The organism is Methanosarcina sp. UBA289 (assembly GCA_002496565.1).
Classification (GTDB): Archaea; Halobacteriota; Methanosarcinia; order Methanosarcinales; family Methanosarcinaceae; genus Methanosarcina.
This window is the reverse complement of sequence record DAKJ01000017.1, coordinates 225,306-244,556: the sequence shown is the minus strand read 5'-3', so window position 1 is coordinate 244,556 and position 19,251 is coordinate 225,306. Positions and strand designations below refer to the sequence as shown.

18 protein-coding genes and 1 pseudogene are annotated in these 19,251 nt (G+C 40.2%); 12 read left to right on the top strand and 7 right to left on the bottom strand.

What is annotated here, in order from left to right; translation table 11 throughout:
• Positions 1-248 precede the first annotated feature (248 nt).
• Positions 249-1,442 (top strand): hypothetical protein, encoded by a 1,194-nt coding sequence (locus tag BP549_RS07255; RefSeq protein WP_292379434.1) that lies wholly within the window; start codon positions 249-251, stop codon positions 1,440-1,442.
• A 48-nt stretch (positions 1,443-1,490) separates the two neighbouring features.
• Positions 1,491-1,886, top strand: a complete 396-nt coding sequence (locus BP549_RS07250; RefSeq protein ID WP_292379433.1) for a hypothetical protein — start codon at positions 1,491-1,493, stop codon at positions 1,884-1,886.
• 59 nt (positions 1,887-1,945) lie between these two features.
• Here the strand turns inward: BP549_RS07250 and BP549_RS07245 are convergent, their stop codons facing one another.
• Positions 1,946-3,247 carry a phenylacetate--CoA ligase family protein gene (locus BP549_RS07245; protein ID WP_292373526.1) on the bottom strand — a complete coding sequence of 434 codons (1,302 nt, stop codon included), beginning with the start codon at positions 3,245-3,247 and terminating at the stop codon, positions 1,946-1,948.
• 621 nt (positions 3,248-3,868) lie between these two features.
• Here BP549_RS07245 and BP549_RS07240 point away from each other — a divergent pair.
• The 4 genes and pseudogenes from BP549_RS07240 (at position 3,869) to BP549_RS07220 (ending at position 7,814) form a co-directional block, all read left to right on the top strand.
• Positions 3,869-4,480: a methyltransferase family protein gene (locus BP549_RS07240; RefSeq protein ID WP_292373527.1), complete on the top strand. Its 612-nt coding sequence runs from the start codon at positions 3,869-3,871 to the stop codon at positions 4,478-4,480.
• 940 nt (positions 4,481-5,420) lie between these two features.
• Positions 5,421-5,723, top strand: a pseudogene (locus BP549_RS15875) (glycosyltransferase family 2 protein); the annotation flags it as partial.
• 264 nt (positions 5,724-5,987) lie between these two features.
• Positions 5,988-6,368, top strand: coding sequence for a hypothetical protein (locus BP549_RS07225; RefSeq protein WP_292379430.1), 381 nt, complete (start codon positions 5,988-5,990; stop codon positions 6,366-6,368).
• A 321-nt stretch (positions 6,369-6,689) separates the two neighbouring features.
• Complete coding sequence (locus BP549_RS07220) at positions 6,690-7,814, top strand: aldo/keto reductase (protein WP_292373529.1); 1,125 nt, start codon at positions 6,690-6,692, stop codon at positions 7,812-7,814.
• A 353-nt stretch (positions 7,815-8,167) separates the two neighbouring features.
• Here the strand turns inward: BP549_RS07220 and BP549_RS07215 are convergent, their stop codons facing one another.
• Positions 8,168-8,509 carry a hypothetical protein gene (locus tag BP549_RS07215; protein WP_292373531.1) on the bottom strand — a complete coding sequence of 114 codons (342 nt, stop codon included), beginning with the start codon at positions 8,507-8,509 and terminating at the stop codon, positions 8,168-8,170.
• A 580-nt stretch (positions 8,510-9,089) separates the two neighbouring features.
• Here BP549_RS07215 and BP549_RS07210 point away from each other — a divergent pair.
• Positions 9,090-9,590 (top strand): serine protease, encoded by a 501-nt coding sequence (locus BP549_RS07210; RefSeq protein ID WP_292379428.1) that lies wholly within the window; start codon positions 9,090-9,092, stop codon positions 9,588-9,590.
• Positions 9,591-9,649: 59 nt separating this feature from the next.
• On the opposite strand, the gene BP549_RS07205 is transcribed toward BP549_RS07210, so the two are convergent.
• Positions 9,650-10,717 (bottom strand): lysylphosphatidylglycerol synthase transmembrane domain-containing protein, encoded by a 1,068-nt coding sequence (locus BP549_RS07205; RefSeq protein ID WP_292379425.1) that lies wholly within the window; start codon positions 10,715-10,717, stop codon positions 9,650-9,652.
• A 148-nt stretch (positions 10,718-10,865) separates the two neighbouring features.
• On the opposite strand from BP549_RS07205, the gene BP549_RS07200 reads away from it, so the two are divergent.
• Positions 10,866-11,138: a DUF1294 domain-containing protein gene (locus tag BP549_RS07200; protein ID WP_292379424.1), complete on the top strand. Its 273-nt coding sequence runs from the start codon at positions 10,866-10,868 to the stop codon at positions 11,136-11,138.
• A 308-nt stretch (positions 11,139-11,446) separates the two neighbouring features.
• Here BP549_RS07200 and BP549_RS07195 read toward each other — a convergent pair whose 3' ends face one another.
• The 3 genes from BP549_RS07195 to BP549_RS07185 are packed head-to-tail and all read right to left on the bottom strand — an operon-like array spanning position 11,447 to position 12,959.
• Positions 11,447-11,731: a ferritin family protein gene (locus BP549_RS07195; RefSeq protein WP_292379422.1), complete on the bottom strand. Its 285-nt coding sequence runs from the start codon at positions 11,729-11,731 to the stop codon at positions 11,447-11,449.
• A gap of 59 nt (positions 11,732-11,790) precedes the next feature.
• On the bottom strand, positions 11,791-11,931 hold the full coding sequence (locus BP549_RS07190) for a hypothetical protein (protein WP_292379418.1): 141 nt from the start codon (positions 11,929-11,931) through the stop codon (positions 11,791-11,793).
• Entirely contained in the window at positions 11,892-12,959 is a 1,068-nt protein-coding gene (locus tag BP549_RS07185; protein ID WP_292379416.1) for a PQQ-dependent sugar dehydrogenase, read from the bottom strand. Before BP549_RS07185 ends, BP549_RS07190 begins: the two co-directional genes overlap by 40 nt.
• 490 nt (positions 12,960-13,449) lie before the next feature.
• Between BP549_RS07185 and BP549_RS07180 the strand changes: the two genes are divergently transcribed.
• From BP549_RS07180 to BP549_RS07165, 4 genes are all read left to right on the top strand, one after another.
• Complete coding sequence (locus BP549_RS07180; RefSeq protein WP_292379413.1) at positions 13,450-14,145, top strand: LolA family protein; 696 nt, start codon at positions 13,450-13,452, stop codon at positions 14,143-14,145.
• Positions 14,146-14,217: 72 nt separating this feature from the next.
• Positions 14,218-15,321, top strand: coding sequence for a DNA polymerase IV (gene dinB, locus BP549_RS07175; RefSeq protein WP_292373539.1), 1,104 nt, complete (start codon positions 14,218-14,220; stop codon positions 15,319-15,321).
• A gap of 166 nt (positions 15,322-15,487) precedes the next feature.
• Positions 15,488-16,519 (top strand): AI-2E family transporter, encoded by a 1,032-nt coding sequence (locus tag BP549_RS07170; RefSeq protein WP_292373540.1) that lies wholly within the window; start codon positions 15,488-15,490, stop codon positions 16,517-16,519.
• 13 nt (positions 16,520-16,532) lie between these two features.
• Positions 16,533-17,441 (top strand): MBL fold metallo-hydrolase, encoded by a 909-nt coding sequence (locus BP549_RS07165; protein ID WP_292379412.1) that lies wholly within the window; start codon positions 16,533-16,535, stop codon positions 17,439-17,441.
• 144 nt (positions 17,442-17,585) lie between these two features.
• On the opposite strand, the gene BP549_RS07160 is transcribed toward BP549_RS07165, so the two are convergent.
• Entirely contained in the window at positions 17,586-18,389 is an 804-nt protein-coding gene (locus BP549_RS07160) for a helix-turn-helix transcriptional regulator (RefSeq protein ID WP_292379410.1), read from the bottom strand.
• Positions 18,390-19,251: the final 862 nt, after the last annotated feature.

Genomic DNA, 19,251 nt, shown 5'->3' with positions numbered 1-19,251 from the left:
GAACTGCCCTCGCAGAAAATGTGAAAACATACGATGCGGAGGCTTTTCGACAGGCTTTAGAGCAGGATGGATTCACCGTAAAGGAAGGTGAGCTGGGTTACTTTGATTTAATCGGGCTGTTAGAGAAAGGAGTATTGCCTTCTGCATATGGAAACAATCCCACCACAAAATATATAGCATATTTTGTTCCAGCGGCAACTGGTCATGAGATAGATGAACGGATTTCTAAATTAACAAGTACGCTCGGCATGAGCGGGAATACAACTCCATTCTGGAACCTTCGTCCTGATGAAGCCGTTGTTTTTGTAGGAAGAACACCGCCGGAATGCAGGTACTTCAGCTATGATCATTACATAATGCACAGGACATATGGGAACGAGTGGAGATGGCTCTTTTCCAACATAGCAGATACAGTGAACAACTTGGTTATCAAAACCGAAGGGACTCAAAATGGTTCGTCTGGAAGTCCTTTCAATCAAACCACGGTAATAATCATTACGGCCGACAAAGGCATTGATCAACGCATCCGGGATGCTGCCCAATCAGCGGGATATTCGGAAAATATAATTAACACCCAGGTGCTTCCCTCAACCATACTAAACATGGGCCTGGAGAATAACTCCGACACGTTTGCCGCATTTATCCGCCCAGCCTTATTCAATGACACGCAGGCTGGTGAAGATTACATCAACAATACACCTGCAACTGTTTTCCGGATTACTCCCAACAACACAACGGAGCTGGATCCTTATGATTATCCGGATCTAAGAGTTCGCGGAACTGGAAAAACAGAGTTCGAGCTTACGGATGATCTCGAAGAGCTAAGGACTGCAATTCTCAATAAGTATAATGAATCGAATGCCACAGAGCTCCCGACCAGTCAAAGTGTCCCGATAGGGAGTGATGCTATTCAGAGAGGAATCAATGGCGTAGGTCCCAACAACGATGCATGCTATCTATGGACAGCAAACCAGACTGCCTCTTCGCCGACACCTCCGTTCTTTAACACCTCGCAGTACTATCCTTTCTTGCGAGACCCGGCAATTACTCTGGGCAACAATACAAATGAATTCATAATTGTCTATGGTGTCAACCATGTAGCCACAGGAAAAGCGACGTACTCGAACTTCGCAATATACGGAGCAGATGTGTGGAACGGTGTTAGAGCTATCACAGATGCAGATTTCAATGGATCTGCTGAGGAATACCTCCCTGACAATCCTAATGCGAAATACCTTTATGTCTACAAGCTTGCCAGGAATTGCAGCGAAGGTGAACCATACTGCTATGAGGTTCCTTATGGTATGGGACCTCATGGTATAGAGTTGGATCAACCGCTTTTCATTGGCTGGAGGGCCTACATGGAAAACTCTACAAAAACCGGGCCATCCTACTCAGAGATCGTATACGATAGGGCTATAAAGTTCGATCCAAAGAGTTAAGGTAAAAAAGTAACGGGATATTAAGGCAAATTCAAGCTCTGGCTGAATGTGTTACCTACAAACACATTCCTTCATTTTTTTCAGGTTTTAGCTATTTTTGGTGGTCCACCAACAATCAGTTGGTATTTTCCAGAGTATTCACACATTAACATTCCGCTCTCATTTTTTGCTTTATATGCACTCAATTTCCTGTACACAGGTAAGCTTAGAAAACAGATGAAACTAAGCAAAAACACTCAAAGACAAAATATCAACCAGATACTAATGCACCACCTAATTTTTAATTTTAGCTTTATTGTTTCTTTTTTAGAAGGCTGCTCTCCTTCGTCGAGTGTGGAGCTATCCGGGGTTCTAATAAACAATATCTTCAACGTAACTGCTGTTGAAAAAATTGAAATTCATTTTAGCGGGCGTAAAAAAGAGTTAAAGAGAATCAGAGAATAAAAAATTCCCTGATCATTTAAGTTACTAAACAGTAATTCTACTAAAAGGCTGTACAGGGCTCAGAGCTGCGCACGCCTGTCGATTATTCTCTTTGCCTTTCCTCCGGTCCTCTCGATGCTGCCTTTTTCAAGGAGCTCGACATTTGTGCGGATATTCAGGACGGCTTTTAGTTCATGCTGGACGTGTTCCTGAAGGGCTTTAAGGTCTTTCAGGTCGCCGGTAAAGGCGTTATCCTGGAGTTCGACCTCAATTGTGAGTTCGTCGAGCATGTGTTTGTTGCGGTCAAGGATGAGCTGGAAGTAATCGCCCACTTGTGGAATACGGGAGATGACGTCCTGGATCTGGGAAGGGAAAACATTGATGCCTCTAACGATCAGCATATCGTCGGCCCGGCCCATTAGGCGGGAAATTCTTGTTGTTGTTCTGCCGCACTCGCATTCGGATTCAAGAAGCTTTGTCATGTCGCCTGTGCGGTATCGGATGTTGCAGAAGCCTTCCTTGTTGATGGAAGTAAGTACGAGTTCGCCTTTTTCACCTTCAGAGATCTGTTCTCCGTTTTCGTCAAGGACCTCGACAAGGAAATTGTCGCTCCAGATGTGCAGGCCATCCTGCTCCTGGCACTCGAAACCGATTCCTGGCCCGAACATTTCGGAAAGACCGTAGCAGTCGTAGGCCTTGAGGTTGAGCCGCTTTTCAAGCTGTTTCCGCGTGTTTTCCGACCAGGGTTCTCCGCCGAAGATTGCGGCTTTTAAAGAGAGCTTGTCTATAAGATCGAGTTCTTCAGCCGTCTCGGCAAGGTAAAAAGCATAAGAGGGGGTACAGTGGACTGCAGTTACGCCGAAGTCGATCATCATCTCGAGCTGTCGGGCGGTATTTCCGGTTGCGGCCGGCACGACCATTGCGCCCATTCTTTCTACTCCGTAGTGGAAGCCCAGGCCGCCTGTAAAGAGCCCGTAATTCATGGAGTTCTGGATCGTGTCGCTTGGGGTAAGCCCTATCATTGTGAGGTTCCTGGCGGTCATATCCGACCAGGTCTCAATGTCTTTTGCCGTGTACCCGACGACTGTAGGCTTCCCACTGGTGCCTGAGGAGGCATGGATACGTACTATGTCTTCTTTTTTGGCAGCAAAAAGCCCGAAAGGATAGTTGTCCCGAAGGTCGGTTTTCCGCGTAAAAGGCAATTTACGGACATCTTCGAGGGTTTTGATGTCCTCGGGAGTAACTCCGGCGGCTTTGAAATTCTGCCTGTAAAAAGGAACATTGTCATAGACCAGCTTTACGCTGTGTTGAAGGCGTTTTAGCTGTAATTTCTTCATTTCTTCGGGATTCATTGTTTCGTATTTCGGCTGCCAGTATTTCATTAACAGAACCTTCTTTTTTATTTGTGAAACCGTTCTCAGGTTATAATGTTTAACGCATGAATGCCATGTCTCTACATGTCATGATATATTAAATAATCCTATGAGTAATATAAAACGTTCGGAAAAATCAGATGTACTGTAATCCTTCACAGATATAAATATTGTTGAGGGGAAGTGTTTTTTGAGTTGGGGAGGTCGAAAATTTAGGAGGCTTCTCTAGTATCAAATTATGGGAATATAGGTAAGTCAAATTTTCATGCACAGTTATTGAATATTAACATCATTGTTTTTTAAAGGTTTATGGAATCTAAAAATTGTTTTTATTGTGTATTAAATAAAAATTAGCAATTAGAACAATACTCCTCAAAGCATTTTTTAAACATGTGGACTTTCAGGTTTGCTTTTATAATTTAGAGCTAGCTTGGTTGCTTGTAATTTTATTTCCTTAAACTTGACTTGACAGCCAAATTCAGCATTATCCATTAAGTGTGATTGAAGCTTGTCTTCTGTGCCATGTGCTCTATATGCTTGAACTTCCAATGTTTATCAGGTACTACAAGTAAACCTTTCATACTGGTGTGGAAATATAAGCTATTTGAATAAATTATGGGGCTATTGAAATTGGTTTCGTCTAAAATTATCCCTGTTTTTTCTCTTACAGCGTTTGCAGTTATTCACAGCCTTACTGCAAGCCTTCCATTCAAACGCCTCCTCGTGAGGGGCTTGGGTTCCAGGGCAGATAGGTTATATATGCCAGCATACAGCCTCGTTGCAGTTCTGACGATATCACCTCTCGCTTATCTGCTCTACAAAAATCCGGGACGGACTCTTTACAGAATACCTTCTCCCTGGCGCTGGCTGATGGTCGGCGGACAGTTAATTGCTGCGCTTATTGCTCCCAAAGCTTTTCGGGATGCTCCGCACAGATTCAAAATACGCTCGCAGCTCTCTGCCCCACAGACTCCTGAAGCAGGTTCCCTGAACATTAAGGGAATTTACCGATGGATAAGGGACCCCTTCCTGCTCTCAGGCCTGGTAATGATCTGGCTTACTCCCATTATGACCGTCAATCTGCTTGTCATATACCTTTTGACTACCGTATATCTGTTTATTGGGTCTCTACACTGGGAAACAAGGCTGGTGGCACAGTTTGGCGACGAATACAGAGAGTACCAAAAGAGGGTTCACAGGATAATTCCCAGGTTAAAGGAAACCGGTAAAGAGTTTGATTAACATCCAGCTTTATGCATTACTAACCAGTATCAATTGGCGAAAAAAGCATAACCTATGGAGAATTTGCAAAGATATACGAGGAGTTCTGTTCAAAAGTACTGTTTTTTAGCTGTATTTTTAGTGGCGATAACTGTAAATTGCGGCATTAAAGAAAGGACTACAAGCCTTCTCTGAGTAAAGATGTTAAGAGAGATGTAAATTGATTATAAGTTATGTATTCTCATAAGATAAGAAGTGATTATGTTTGGATAACTGTAGAATCAGTAGTTTAAAAAATGTAAAATTCCTAAAAAGATTTCAAAGAGTTTAATATCTCTTAACTCTAAAGCTGAAGAGATAATTGTGAAAGTTAAGCCTTTTTATCAATTCTCCGACTACATATAGAAAAGATGACTTGACAGCGGAAACGGGACTTATGTTAAGGTCAGTGTATATGTAAACTTTATGGACATTACTGTTGGACAGACATGCAGCATATAAGGAGTATGCTATTATTGAATGAAACTCTACTCATTGCCCCTGCGGAATGAATTGTTGCATTTGCATGGCTTACTTAAGTAAGAAGAATAAATGTCCCGGCTGTAGAATTAGGGTTAACAAACTTGTTACTCGAGTCATATGCAAAATAAAAATACGCGAAACTTTAACAAAAAATGAATTCATATTTTGTTTTGAATGCGAGCATTTTCCTTGCAAATGTCTAAAATATCTAGATAAAAGGTATCGTACCAGATACAGTATGAGTATTTTCTCATATGTAAATAATATATGCCTTTACTAAGAAATTCTTCTTAGAAACGGGGGAATTACAAGTAGTAGTTTTTAGAAAATATGGCTACTGCAGGCTTTCTAAATTGTAATAGTGAATTACCTTTTCCTTTCTTCAGAGGTTCGTATAACTTAATATTATAAGGAAAACTGAATATTATAGGGAGACGGTATTCTGGTTAAATTTTCAGTTGTTATTCCTCTTTACAATAAAGAGCCACATGTTAAGAGAGCATTGGATTCTGTCATAAGCCAAAAAGTTCAGGATTTTGAGATAGTGGTGGTAAATGACGGATCAACAGATAAAAGTGCAGATATAGTGAAGAATTTCAGTGATAATAGAATTCGATTGATCAATCAAAAAATGCAGGTGTCTCAGTAGCTCGTAATAGAGGTATTAATGAAGCTAAAGCCGAACTTATAGCTTTTTTAGATGCCGATGACGAATGGATGCCAAATTATCTTGAGACAATCCTGAGGCTCCGGGAAAAATATCCAGATGCAGGTCTATATGCAACCTCACTGAAAACTGAATTTATTGATAATGTATAAATGGATAAAGATAAAGAGTTAAGGAAGCTTATTCCAGATGAAGGATTAATATTAAATTATTTTAGTAAACCTGAAAGATGTATCACATAAAGATATATTTTATACGTCTTCAGTAACAGTTCCTAAAAAAATATTCTCAGAAATTGGAGGTTTTCAGACCGGTTTTTGGTGGGGAGAAGATATTGATATGTGGGGTAGAATTGCCCTAAAATATCCGTTTGCATACAGTAGCCAGGCATGTGCTATATATTATCAAAATGTTGTCAATAGTGCTGCATACAGAAGAAAACCTGTAAAAGGTCATCCTCTTTTGGAAACGGGAAAAGAGGCTCTAAATCTTGGTAGGGTACCACCTGAGATTATAAAAGATTTAGAGGAATATATGAAATTCGTTGAGATGTGCACAGCAAAACACAATGTGGAGGCTGGTGATAAAAATCTGGCTTTAGGTCTTCTAACGAGAAGTGACATCAAATTAGCCTACAAAAAATTATTACTTAGTACAATGTTCTTAACAGCTATTGAAAACAATTCTCCAGCATTTTCTCAATTTAGGGTCAGGAAATAGAATTCTTGTGGTAAATATATTTAAACCTTAATTTATAAAATATAAATAAATAGTTTATTTCTTATAATATCTAAATATTAGAATAATTCGCTTTTAAAATATCTTCCTGGTCTATTTTTATGATTAAGCTAAGATAATAATATCTATATAAACGACATTATTACCTTAATTGGCACATTTTAAATCACTAATCCTTATTTATATCACGTAAAATTATTCATATCACGTAAAATATTACTTAAAATATTAATTGCAGGTACTATAAAACAGTAATAAAGAAAGTGGACTAGAATGTTTGTTTATATCGGGGGGTAAAAATACGTGTTATATAGGGAACTTGGTCAAACAGGTAAAATGTTCTCAATACTGGGATTTGGTACAATGCGGCTTCCTACTCTTGGGGGTGACGACTCAAAAGTCGATGAGGAAAAAGCTGCATATATGATCCGTTATGCTATAGATCACGGTGTCAATTATATTGACACTGCTTATCCCTATCATGAAGGTATGAGTGAATTCATTATTGGGAAGGCTCTTCAGGACGGTTACAGGGAAAAAGTGTATCTAGCAACAAAACTTCCAAGCTGGCTTGTTACAAGCAGAGAGGATATGGACCGTTACTTAAACGAGCAGCTTGATCGGCTCAGTACCGATCACATAGATTTCTATCTTCTTCATGCGCTAAACAGAGACTGCTGGCCTCTTGTAAAAAAACACAACGTTTTTGATTTCCTTAATTCTGCTGTTGAGGATGGAAGAATAAAATATACAGGTTTCTCTTTCCATGATAATCTGGAGCTGTTTAAAGAAATTATTAACTCTTATCCATGGAACATGTGCCAGATCCAGTACAATTTCATGGATGAAAATTTCCAGGCAGGAAAGGAAGGCTTGATGTACGCAGCCTCAAAAGGTCTTGGGGTTGTTATTATGGAGCCTCTACGTGGGGGCTATCTTGTCTCAAATCCTCCTGAAATTCAGGAAATCTGGGATTCTGCAGAAACGAAAAGAAGTCCTGTGGAATGGGGTTTTCAATATCTCTGGGATTATCCGGAAATAAATGTTGTCCTCAGTGGAATGTCAGATATAGAGCAGGTAAAGAACAACATAGAGCTAGCAGAGAAAGGGTTTTCTAATTCTTTGACAGAAGAGGAGAAAAAACTGATTTCCAGAGTAAAAGAGATTTATAGATCAAAAACAAGAGTTTATTGTACTGGCTGCCACTACTGCATGCCTTGCCCATCAGGAGTAAACATTCCAGAGAGCTTTAAATACCTGAACAACGCCGAGATGTTTGACAGGGTAGAAGAAGAAAAAATTTTGTATGGTGGCCTTGAAGGTAAGGCTTCAAACTGTACTGAATGCGGGCAATGTGAAGAGAAATGCCCACAAAAGACGCCAATAAAAGAAATGTTAAAAGAAGTTATAAAACTATTTGAAAAGTGATTTTTCTTTTTTTCGATTACAATACTTTTCGATTATAACAGTGAAAAGAAAAAATGGCAGAGAATAAATTAGAGCCGATGAATCAACTACATCCCTCAGCAGCTAATTGTTATCAATAGATTGCCTGAAGAGGAGTCAATGGCTCTATATGGAGGTTGACTACAGCAGAAGTAGAGAGATTGTCGTTTGAAGTGCCCAGTAAAATTCTCTACCTCAAGTGTTATTATCATACGATTAATATTTTAAAGTTAATATGAAAACTAGTATTTGAGAAAATAATGGTTCTAAGTTAAAAACTTCAAAGCAGCACATAGTCCGATAAGCACATAGTCCGATATCAACTAGTAGTAAGATTATACAAATTCCTCTATAAATTCTCCAAATAATGCCTTAGATTTCTCAAGTCCCTCATATATTCCCTCTAAACAATCTGTGGAACAGTTTGGTTTCTTTCCTATCTTAAGCGTGTCTATAAGTAAGTTGTATTCATTCTGTAAATTCTGTATCTTTATGGTTTGATTCTCTTTTGAATTGGATATGTCAAATTTTTCTACATGATCCTCAAAAGTATTCTTTGCGATATCTAGACCTTTATTAATTCCTTCTTTAAAATCTGAATAAGCTAGTTGTTCTTTATTTCTCTCAATTAAATGACTAAACTTTATAATTGCATGTTTAACTGTTTGTTTATCCATATTTTGCCCCTCTGCTTTGAAATGAAATGCTTGCGTAATGAGAAGAATTCAAACACAATTATTTACCTATTTCTTTGAAAAATAATAAACAATACAGTTTTTATAAATAAATAAATAAATAAATAAATAAATAAATAAATTTATATATTTTTTGAGTATATCATTTTTTGGAGCAGATTTATCCAAATGTAATATAAATTCCAAAATATAGATATTAGAATAAAAAATAAATAAATATCTGTATAGAGTACCCAGGTATAGAAAAGAGAGAAGAGCAAGACTACTGAATTGGAACTCATGACCTTTTCGGAGTTATACAGCAAAGTATTGTTGTGGGCTTTTCCGAATAGTCAGATAGGTAGGCTTTCCAGTAGCAGCTCCCCTCAATTACTAATGTACGTTTAAGCTATATAAGAGACTAAGAAAGCCTGTAGGAGCTACCATTTTTAAAAACTAGAAAAAGCTCTAAAGCCTGGTAGGGTGCCACCTATATGTAACACTAAATATAGCGAGGCACAATTTAACATAAACGGAAATCCAATAAATCAGCCCCGAAAGAATTTACAGGTTGACGAAGCTTATGATAAAATCAGGTGGCTCTTTTTTTCGCAATGGAACACGCTGTACAATTGGCGCTGTTATCTTGCTCAAAGGATTGCCTTACATGGTTACGGTTTCTCATCTATTCCAAGGGGAAGGAGATCATTTAACAGTTGATGGAATAAAATTCGCTGTTACGAGAATTTTGAAAGACTATGATTTAGCCCTAATAGAGATTCCTCCTGACAGCCCGGTTGAAATAACTGAATTTGGCGTCCCGGCTGTACTAGAGCAAGCCGAGCTTATACTAGAGCAAGCCGAGCTTATAAATGAGACTCATGTTATCCAGTGTAGAATCGTTAATTCCGGGGCTTCACTGGTTTATCTGAGCTTTCCGCGCCTTAATATGCCTGAACCTGGGGATAGCGGTTCGCCTATCCTGCAGGGAGGAAAGGTAATAGGACTTATGTCCTCGGTGACGCTGAATAACTGCATGGGAACAGCAATTTCGTCCAATATTCTTCGAAGCCTGAAAAGATAACGAAAGAGAAAAGTAAAAATTGATCTTACGAATTTCTAACTTCATGTTTTATCTTAACTTCATGTTCTCTGCAGATAAAATGCTATTGGAAATCCTATCAGCGTTGGAATCCAGAAAGAAAACACCCTGTAGCTGAGTACGACAACGACTGCAATTGAGCCAGGTACTCCGAGGCCTGTATAGAGAGCAGCCATAGTGCTCTCCACAACACCGATTCCTCCGGGCAGGAGAAAGGCTATTTTACCTAGGAGAAGAGGAAGCCCATATCCTACAACCAGAATCTCTGGCCCTACCGGATACCCTACAGCTATAAAGAAGAAATAAAGAGTCAGCATATCAAAACCAGTATAAATCACAGATCCCAAAAGCGGACGCTTCCAGCCTCTATTGCTTAATGCTTCAAGGGCTGCAAAAATCCGGCCTACTGAGGTTTCAGTTGTAGCAGGTGCATAGGTTTTATGCAGGAGCTTGGCAAAGTAAGCCGCTATCCTGACAATAATGAGTGTGAAACCTGCCTGGTTTTCTATTCCCCATTTTATTGCTGCAAAGCCCAGGCCAAGTAATATAAGGATTAAAATAAAGGCAAAAAACTCTACAGAAGAAAGCCTGTGGGTTAACAGGAGATGCAGAATTCCAGCTACAGCCAGTAATGTTAAGATCGTATTGTTAAAAATTGTGGGCAGAGTGCCCGCAAGCCCTGCACCCTCGGCGCTGACGCCATATTTCCTTACCCATTGATAAGTTGCTGCAGCATTCCCGAATGGGCCTCCTGCAAGCATGCCTATACTTGAAGCCCCGAGTGCTATTATAACTCCTCTTAATATCGGAATAGTCTGTTTTACTTTTACTACGACTGAATTTATAAGGTAACCGGCCCCCAAGTAACTGACACCCTGGGCAATGGCAGCCAGCATCACAGCCCATGGAACCATTGATTTGATGACATGCAGGGAAGCTTCAACCGAAGCAAGCTGCGGAAGAATTAGGTTAACAGCCAGCCCCATCAAGATAAGAGTTGGAAGGTAACGGCCTACCTTTAAGACCAGAGGTGGAGGAGATAACAGAGTTCTGTGGGTACTATTCTCATTTTTTTGTCCTGATTTATTTTCATTCCGAATTATACTCATTTAAGATTCTCTTCTCCCAAACATTCTTATCTGGCTATATTTCTGGCAATCACCTAATTAGTACCGTAATTTATATTGATCTTCCTCAGCTTAATGTAATAGAATAAATTTCACAGCCTTTAATTATTATTAGGAAGAATTTATTTTCATGACAGAGACTGTTTATTTTCTTTTCCCTATTATTTATGCTGTTCTTAATGCAGTTTCTTATGCCCTGTATGGAATAGATAAATTCAAGGCAAGAAAGGATAAATGGAGGATTTCCGAAAATAGCCTATTAATCGTTTCTCTCTTTGGGCCGATCGGTGCACTGCTCGGGATGCAGCAATTCAGGCACAAGACCCAGAAGCCTATGTTCAAATTTCTGGTGCCTGCATTTTTAGGAATCCACCTCCTTTTAGTGCTCTGGATGAATCTTTAAACCGAAGGTTTTAGGCTGAATCAACTGCAAGAACTATTTAAGTAAGAGTAAAATTCATAAGTACAGGAAAGAAGGAAGCTGAGTCAAGAAAGAGGGAAAGTAGTTTTTTAAGTACTTATCAGGCTAACTTTGATAACACCTGAAATCAAGGGTTTGTAAAGATAGAGTAAAATTGCCATTAAAAGAGTTGAGAACTGTGAAAGTTCACTTCTGCAGAGGATCGAATACTATCAGAAAAAAAGGGCACGAATTCACTTTATTTCCCTGAAAGTTCTCTGGGAAATTCAAGGATTGAGGGAGAGGAGGAATTATTTGGATGATACCTCTTCCGCCTCTTTAGCTCCGGCCTCAAGTTCCTTTTTTTGCTGAGGGTCAAACTGAAGTAAAAGAGCCTGAAACTCTCCGATGTGCGTTTTTTCCTCTTTTGCCACATCCATAAGCACAGCTTTTATATTCTCATCTTTTGTTAAGTTTGCCATCTGCTCATAAAGGTTTACAGCATCAAGCTCAGCAACGATAGCAGCTCTGAGGATCTCTTTATCAATGTCTCCTTCAGATATGCTTTTAATGTCTACGGGTATTTTGGATAACAATTTAGTCCCCCGTTTACATATATGCGTATATAATAATAAATACATTTACCAGATTACGTTTACTGGATCCGGGAATTGGATAAGCTATAACTGATCCTGTAAATCGCGTTATTCTTATCATCGGAAACGAGCAGGGCTCCGTCAGGCATTACAAGGACATCTACAGGTCTTCCCCAGGCTGCAAGCCACTGAAAAGCCAACCCTCAGCAAAAGGCTCATAACTTACGGGCTTTCCATTCTCCAATCTTACAAGGGAGACCCGATACCCGATGGGGACTTTTCTATTCCAGGAACCATGTTCGGCAATAAAGATCTGGTTTCTGTATTCTTTAGGAAACGTTGTGCCTGTGTAAAAAGTCATTCCAAGGGCAGCAACATGCGGGCCAAGTTTCATTTCGGGAGGCGTGAATTCCGAGCAATTCCGGACTTTCCCAAATTCCGGATCCGGAATATCTCCCCCGTGGCAATAAGGAAATCCGAAATGCATTCCTTTTACAGGTGCCCGGTTAAGTTCATCTGGAGGCACATCATCTCCAAGCCAGTCCCTTCCGTTATCAGTAAACCATAGCTCTTTGGTTTCAGGATTCCAGTCAAAACCGACTGTATTCCTAATTCCTCTTGCAAAGATCTCAAGCTGGTTCCCATCAGGTTCCATCCTCATGATTGTGCCATACCGCTCGTCCTCTCCTTCCTTATTACAAATGTTGCAAGGCATTCCTACAGGCACATACAGCTTTCCGTCAGGCCCGAACTTGATATATTTCCAGCCGTGAGCGCGGTCGGACGGAAAACTATCGTTAACTACAACAGGTTCAGGCGAGTCTTTCAGCCTTGATTCGATATTATCATAACGAATTACTCTGGAAACCTCAGCAACGTATAGTGAGCCGTTCCTGAACGCCACTCCGTTTGGCATATCCAAGCCCTCAGCAATCACAATCACTTCGTCGGCTTTACTGTCATTGTTCCGGTTAAGAACCGCATAGACCTTTCCTGCATCTCGGCTTCCGACAAAAAGAGTACCGTTAGGGCTAAGAGTCATTGACCTTGCACCTTCGACATTCTTAGTATAATAATCGATAGAAAAACCTGGCGGAAGCTTAATGCAGGCAAGCCCTATTTCGCCTTCCCCGCATCCACTAATCGGCACGGTTCTCATGGCGGCATAAGCTACGAAAACGATTACAATAACTGCAAAAAAGCCTAATATTATCTTTGTCCCCTTCATTTCCCCCACCATTTTACTTGGAATTAATTTTTGCATCAGATACTTTAGGCCCTGATACATTTTTTCGGCCCGAGGACCGAATATCCTGTCCTTCCGGCGGGCCCTTCACGATGGGCCATACCCTTCATACTAAAGATTCAGATTTAATCTCTGGAAAGGTTGACCATTTGTTTTTTCTGACTTCCAGCACCCGCATTTGGTCGGTTAGTTTGTCCTTTCTCCGACCAGATAGTCTCTCATGAAATTTCCAGTTTTAAATATTCTTAAACTTCCCCCTTTAAAACTGGAAAGCAGGACTGAAGTGATCTTTAAATTATATATTTCTCAACTTTATAGAAATATCTTCTCAAACAATAGAGTAAAGTTTATATTATTTTTGCCCTTACTGTTTAAAACATATAAAATATCCGATATGTTTCTGGATAACATCAGCCAGTAGCAGAAGTGTTACCCTGTAAATACGAGTTTAACAAATAAAAATAAAGAAAGGATGAGTAACGTGAGAATAAAGAAAATCCTCAAATCAATGCTTCTGTTCACTTTCATAACTCTAGCTCTTTTTGCTTCAGGCTGCACGGAAAAAGACCTGAGTGCAGAAGATATTGCAATCCGGATGCTGGAGAAACAGGACAGCATTCAAGATTATTCGTATACAATGCACACTGCTTACTACGTCGGGGAAAAGGCCATAGAAAGCGAATTTAAAACCATATACAAGAAACCTTATATGATTAAGAACTTTATACAGGAACCCGGGAAGGAGGAAGAGACACTCGTACTTTCAGATGGAGAATTCAGGTGGATGTACGCTCCCGATACAAACACGGTAATGAAAACAAGGCTTTCCAAAACTCCGGAACTAACTAAAAGTGACTATCTGACTCTCGCAGGGATTACCCTTAATGATACGAATGTCTCTTTACTGGGCCTTGAGGAGATTGACAGCAGAGAAACTTACCTGTTGAAGGCGGTTCCTAAAGAAACCGAAGAAAACGCTGCGCAATATGACACAAAAATCTGGATAGATAAAGAAACCTGGATGCCCCTTAAGTACGAGCTATATGACAGTAGTGGAAACCTGACAGTAAGAACCGAAATCTACGACATTAAAGTTAACTCAGGAATTCCGGACTCAGAGTTTGTCTTCAATATTCCAGATGGGGCTGAAATAAAAACAATAGATTAAATAAAAACAATAGGTTAATACTTTCACCCTACTTCCTCAAACCTTTTTACATATTTTCCCTATTTGAGGATAATGCCTGCCTCCAGTTTGAAAATAAATGCTCTTGAAAGGCGAATTACCTTCCACGCGGATATGGACAGTTTCTTTGCGTCAGTTGAGGTAAGAGAGAGGCCGGAACTGAAAGGGCTTCCTGTAGTTGTGGGTTCTGACCCGAAAGGAGGGCCAGGAAGGGGAGTTGTGAGTACTTGCTCGTACGAGGCGCGAAAATATGGGATTCATTCCGCAATGCCGATATCACAAGCTTATCGGCTCTGTCCGGATGCAGTCTTTTTACCTGTGAACATGAAACTGTATGCTGGCGTTTCGGCAAAAGTAATGGAAATTTTGAGAGGATTTGCGGATAGGTTCCAGCAGGTCAGTGTGGATGAAGCTTACCTTGTACCAGGTCCCGAGATTAGGAATTTTGAAGAGGCTGCCCTTTATGCTCTCAGGATTAAAGACGAAGTACAAGAGCAGGAAGGAATTACCTGTTCAATCGGAGTCGGACCGAACAAGTTAATTGCAAAAATTGCTTCTGGATTCCAGAAACCCGATGGGCTTATCGTTGTCAGGCCCGAAGATGCAAGGAAATTTCTTTTTCCGCTGCCGGTCTCGAAAATCCCAGGAATAGGAGAAAAAACTGCTGACAAGCTGAAATCAATGGGACTAAGCAGGGTAGAAGAACTTGCAAATTGTGATGTGCAGCTGCTTTCGGAAAAGTTCGGCAAAATGGCGCTCCGCATGAAGCAACTGGCAAACGGGCTAGATTTCGGGGAGGTTCGGGAGAAGGAAAGTGTAAAATCAATCAGCAGGCACGGAACCTTTGCTGAAGATACCAGTGACCCTGTAAAGATCACCGAGTCTCTAAGCATGCTTGCGGAAAGTGTGCATAGCTCCCTTCTTAAAAACAGGTTTCTTTTCAAAACCGTAATTCTTACCGTGCGTTTTGAAGATTTCTCTACATATACGCGCTCAAAAACCATTCCAATCTGGACTTCAGACTTTTTTGTGATCAAAAGGACAGCTATACAACTTCTTTCTGAATTTCTAGGAAGACAAAAGTTCAGGCTTGTAGGTATAGGGGTTACGAAACTCCGAAAAAGGGGCGAAAAACAATCCCTAATTACGGATTTTTAACACAAGACTTTTAAAAAAAGTCTTGAGCGAAACTGCAAGCGTTTTGAGAAAACTTTTGATCGAGAACTCCTAGAAACGACGTGTTCAAGCAGCTAAAAGCTTTCATGTCAACAGTTGAAACTGTCATACTTATATATTTTATAATAGAATATCCAATTTAGATCCAATGAAAAAAAATGTAAAGATGGCTCTGGCCCTTCTCATAATTTCAGTCTTGACTGTGGTCATTGTTTATGCCACGATTCCTTATTTAAATTACATTTTTGGGGCTCTTATTCTTTTCGTCATATTCCGATCTCTTTATCATTTTCTCATAAGAAAAGTAAGGCTTCGGAAGCAGTTCGCAGCCGTACTAGTGATAATAACGTCCATCTTTGTTGTACTGATACCATTGTATTTTCTTTTAAGCGTGATTGTCAGTGAAATAGAACAGCTTTTACTTAATGAGGCATCCATTATCGCATCTATTGAGTCTGGAGCTCACTTTTTAACTGATTTTCTATTACGGCTGAATATTCCTACTGATATATTCCAGACAAAAATAGAAGAAAGAGCAATGGAACTAGCTTCACAGGCTGTTAATTACACTAGCCTATTCATTCTGGGCTCGATCCAGAGCCTGAGCCACAGGTCCATTGGTATATTAATAATGTTCTTTATGCTCTACTACCTTTTTACAGGAGAAGATTCGGACTTTATGCGCCAGCTTTCTGTTGCAGTTCCCTTCAATGAAGAAAATACAGCCACTCTTCTAGATGAATTCAGAAAAATTGTCCGGACGACTCTTATCGCCAGTGGTGCAGTCGCGCTTGTCCAGGGTGGAATCCTGACCATAGTATTTCTTATCTTTCATATCCAGGGAGCTTTCCTTTGGGGTTTCATTGCAGGAATTCTATCCTTTTTGCCAGTTGTCGGATCACCTCTTGTCTGGGTTCCTGCAATCATTGTCCAGCTTTTCCAGGCGGACTATACTGCTGCAATCGGTATACTTGCAGCCGGACTTTTTATAAGTGTTATTGATAACTTCCTCAGGCCCGTTATCCAGAAAAAAGTTGGAGAAATTCATCCGTTTCTATCCCTGCTTGGGGTTGTTATAGGAGTATCTCTTTTTGGGCTGCTAGGAATCGTTATAGGCCCTCTTTTGCTCTCCTACTTTGTTCTAACCGTACAGATGTTTTCTAGAGAGTATATTTCTTGAAAGGAGTAAAAATGTGCAGATCGAAATACTCGGGTGTGAGTCCTTTGGGGCAAGATCTCTTGCCTGTGTTGTAAAGACAGATGAAAAAACGATTCTTATCGATCCCGGGGTTGCACTTGCACGCTTACGTTCAGGCCTGCTCCCCCATCCCATAGAGATTGCTGCTGCTTTCAGGATAAAAGAAAAAGTTCTTTCTGCATTTGGACAGGCTACTGATGTTGTTATCAGTCACTTTCACGGGGACCATATGCCAATGAGGGCTGAAGATCCATATCAGTTGCCAATGGAAGCCCTTCCGTCTCTTGACGGGATAAATTTCTGGTGCAAAGGCCCGGAAAATATCTCAGGCCTTTCTGCAAAGAGGAGGCGTGAACTCTCGGATTTCTTGGGTTTCCCTCTCCCGGTTTCGGAAGGCAAAAAATCTGGCAATATGGACTTTTCTTTTCCTGTCCCTCACGGGGCCAGGGAAAAGGGCTTTGGAACTGTCATGATGACCCGAATCTGCGAGGGAGATGAGGTTTTTGTCCATAGCTCTGACATTCAGCTTCTGGACAGGGAAGCTGTCCTTAAGGTTCTCACGTGGGAACCCACAATTGTTTTTGCCTCAGGCCCTCCTCTTTATCTTTCACACCGTGTCCCTGAAGCAGGAAAAGAAGCTTTGGAAAATGCTCTCCTTCTAGCCAGGCATGTGGATACTCTGATTCTGGACCATCATCTTCTCAGGTCTTTTGAAGGATACAGATGGTTAAAAGAGCTGTCAGAAAAGGTTGAAACCCGAGTCCTCTGTGCTGCAGAGTTTATGGGAAAGACCCCGAAACTCCTTGAGGCCCAGAGGAAAACTCTTTATGAAAAAATGCCTGTACCTTCAGGCTGGCACGATGCCTATGCAAAGGGGAAAGCAGATTTTGGGGAATATCTCTAAAGAGGTAGTTGGAAGGAATAGAATACCGCTGTTCCCTGGGATAGGTGGCTTAAAGGTTGGATTGGAATTCTCATTTTATCTGACAGGATGGCGCTCTGGTATAATTAGCTATATTACATGCAGGAGTAGTTATGATTAGCTATATTACATGTAGGAATACTTGCCTATATCCTTAATCTGCTCGGAGCGCTGTTCATAATAGTCATAGAGTTCTTTTCCCCAGACTAGCGAGTCTGGCTCAAAGCAGATAACATACTTTCGGTCAAAGACCGTACTTTTCGGGAAAAGAGCCATTGCCATGAAATTATCCGCTGCTACAATAGCAGGGATCCTTTCACAGTCCATGCAGACAAAGAGTTTAGCATTTTCCTTTTTAAGATATTGCTCAGTCTGTTCCCTGTAATCTTCAACCCATCTTTTCAGGATAGGTTCAGGGAGAACGATTGATATAGGGATTCCTTTTTCGGCAATTTCCAGGAAAAAAGAAGGGAAAAGAGGATGGAAATATGAAATTGCAGCCTTCAGCTCTTTTGCCAGCCGAACATTTTTGACATATTCCGGGACCAGCTCAAACATATAGTCCATCTTAGGTTCAATTATAGTGCAGTGACCAAGTTCGTTAATTCTTCGCAGGAGAAAAGGCGGAATCTCGTTAACTTCCCGTTCTGCCCAGTAGTCAGAATTTTCTTCGAGGACGGCAAGCGTATCTACAAGAGGCTTCATTTTCTCAACCACGACTCTGCCTATCTCGCTCAGTTTATAGAGGTTTTTTTCCTGGACCACCAGGTGCTGCTCTTTGAGCTTTTTTACCTGGGGCTGGACTGCGGTTGCACTTGCACTAAGGGCTTTTTTTATTGTTTCAATATCCTTTGGCCCTTCAAGCAGAAGCAACAGCACATTCTTTCTTTTTTCAGAGAGGAGGATTAGATCGAGTAGATTGTTTTCCATATCATGCACCTTGATCGACTGCCTGCAGGTTTCAAATATATCTAAGTTTCGTAAATCTAGATAAGATTAGCACTAAAGGAAGATCCACACTAAAAACTGAAGTACACCAGTATCAAACTGAAGTATACCAATATCTCCATAAAACTTGAAAATTAATAGTTAATATATTTTTCTCTTAAATTTGTAAGTGAAATGCATTTTCCTCCAATTCGTCTTCCCGGCAAGTACTTTTTCCTGAGGAAACCTCAACTAAGAAACTCAATTTCAAAATGCATATTTATTTAGTGAATTGTACACATTTAGTGTCATATTATCTCTTTTTTTCCTGAGTACTGTTCTCGAAATTTTCTGATTCCAGAATTAAGACATAAAAGAAGAGAATATAAACTCTAATGAATATGACAGCTTGTCCCTCTTAAAGATTTCTTTAACAACAAACCGTCCAATAAGATTACTAAAAATGAAATTGAAGATTATTTCCTTCATAGGAGGTAGATAGTAAGCCAGACCACAACGCATAACAATTTTATCGCTATCCAAAAGTTTTTCAATCTCCTACGCAAGAATCATAATTTACCTGAAAATTTTTAGAGAATATCAAAACTAAGCAGCCAAAAAATAATTTGCCTTTAGACGAGCTTATTTTACCCAAAGATGTTAAATTCCTTGTAGATTCTTCTGCAAAACGCAAAGGAGTGAGGCCCTTGTAATGTTATTGTGGATTCAGGTTCTAGAATAGGGGAGAAATTCTGGGGTCAAATAAACCATGTTTCATTTGACAAATATGGCGCCGCTCTCATCGTATCAAGCAAAACGAGAATGAGAAGAATCAGGATAATTGATTCGGTTCCAGACTTGCAGT

Bases quoted from the DNA above. Each gene is read 5' to 3' on its own strand.
- BP549_RS07185 (WP_292379416.1), bottom strand. From the start codon at position 12,959: ATGAAGGGGACAAAGATAATATTAGGCTTTTTTGCAGTTATTGTAATC.
- BP549_RS07180 (WP_292379413.1), top strand. From the start codon at position 13,450: ATGAGTAACGTGAGAATAAAGAAAATCCTCAAATCAATGCTTCTGTTC.
- BP549_RS07200 (WP_292379424.1), top strand. From the start codon at position 10,866: ATGACAGAGACTGTTTATTTTCTTTTCCCTATTATTTATGCTGTTCTT.
- BP549_RS07225 (WP_292379430.1), top strand. From the start codon at position 5,988: ATGTGGGGTAGAATTGCCCTAAAATATCCGTTTGCATACAGTAGCCAG.
- BP549_RS07245 (WP_292373526.1), bottom strand. From the start codon at position 3,247: ATGAAATACTGGCAGCCGAAATACGAAACAATGAATCCCGAAGAAATG.
- BP549_RS07170 (WP_292373540.1), top strand. From the start codon at position 15,488: ATGAAAAAAAATGTAAAGATGGCTCTGGCCCTTCTCATAATTTCAGTC.
- dinB (WP_292373539.1), top strand. From the start codon at position 14,218: ATGCCTGCCTCCAGTTTGAAAATAAATGCTCTTGAAAGGCGAATTACC.
- BP549_RS07210 (WP_292379428.1), top strand. From the start codon at position 9,090: ATGATAAAATCAGGTGGCTCTTTTTTTCGCAATGGAACACGCTGTACA.
- BP549_RS07215 (WP_292373531.1), bottom strand. From the start codon at position 8,509: ATGGATAAACAAACAGTTAAACATGCAATTATAAAGTTTAGTCATTTA.
- BP549_RS07205 (WP_292379425.1), bottom strand. From the start codon at position 10,717: ATGAGTATAATTCGGAATGAAAATAAATCAGGACAAAAAAATGAGAAT.
- BP549_RS07255 (WP_292379434.1), top strand. From the start codon at position 249: ATGAGCGGGAATACAACTCCATTCTGGAACCTTCGTCCTGATGAAGCC.
- BP549_RS07160 (WP_292379410.1), bottom strand. From the start codon at position 18,389: ATGGAAAACAATCTACTCGATCTAATCCTCCTCTCTGAAAAAAGAAAG.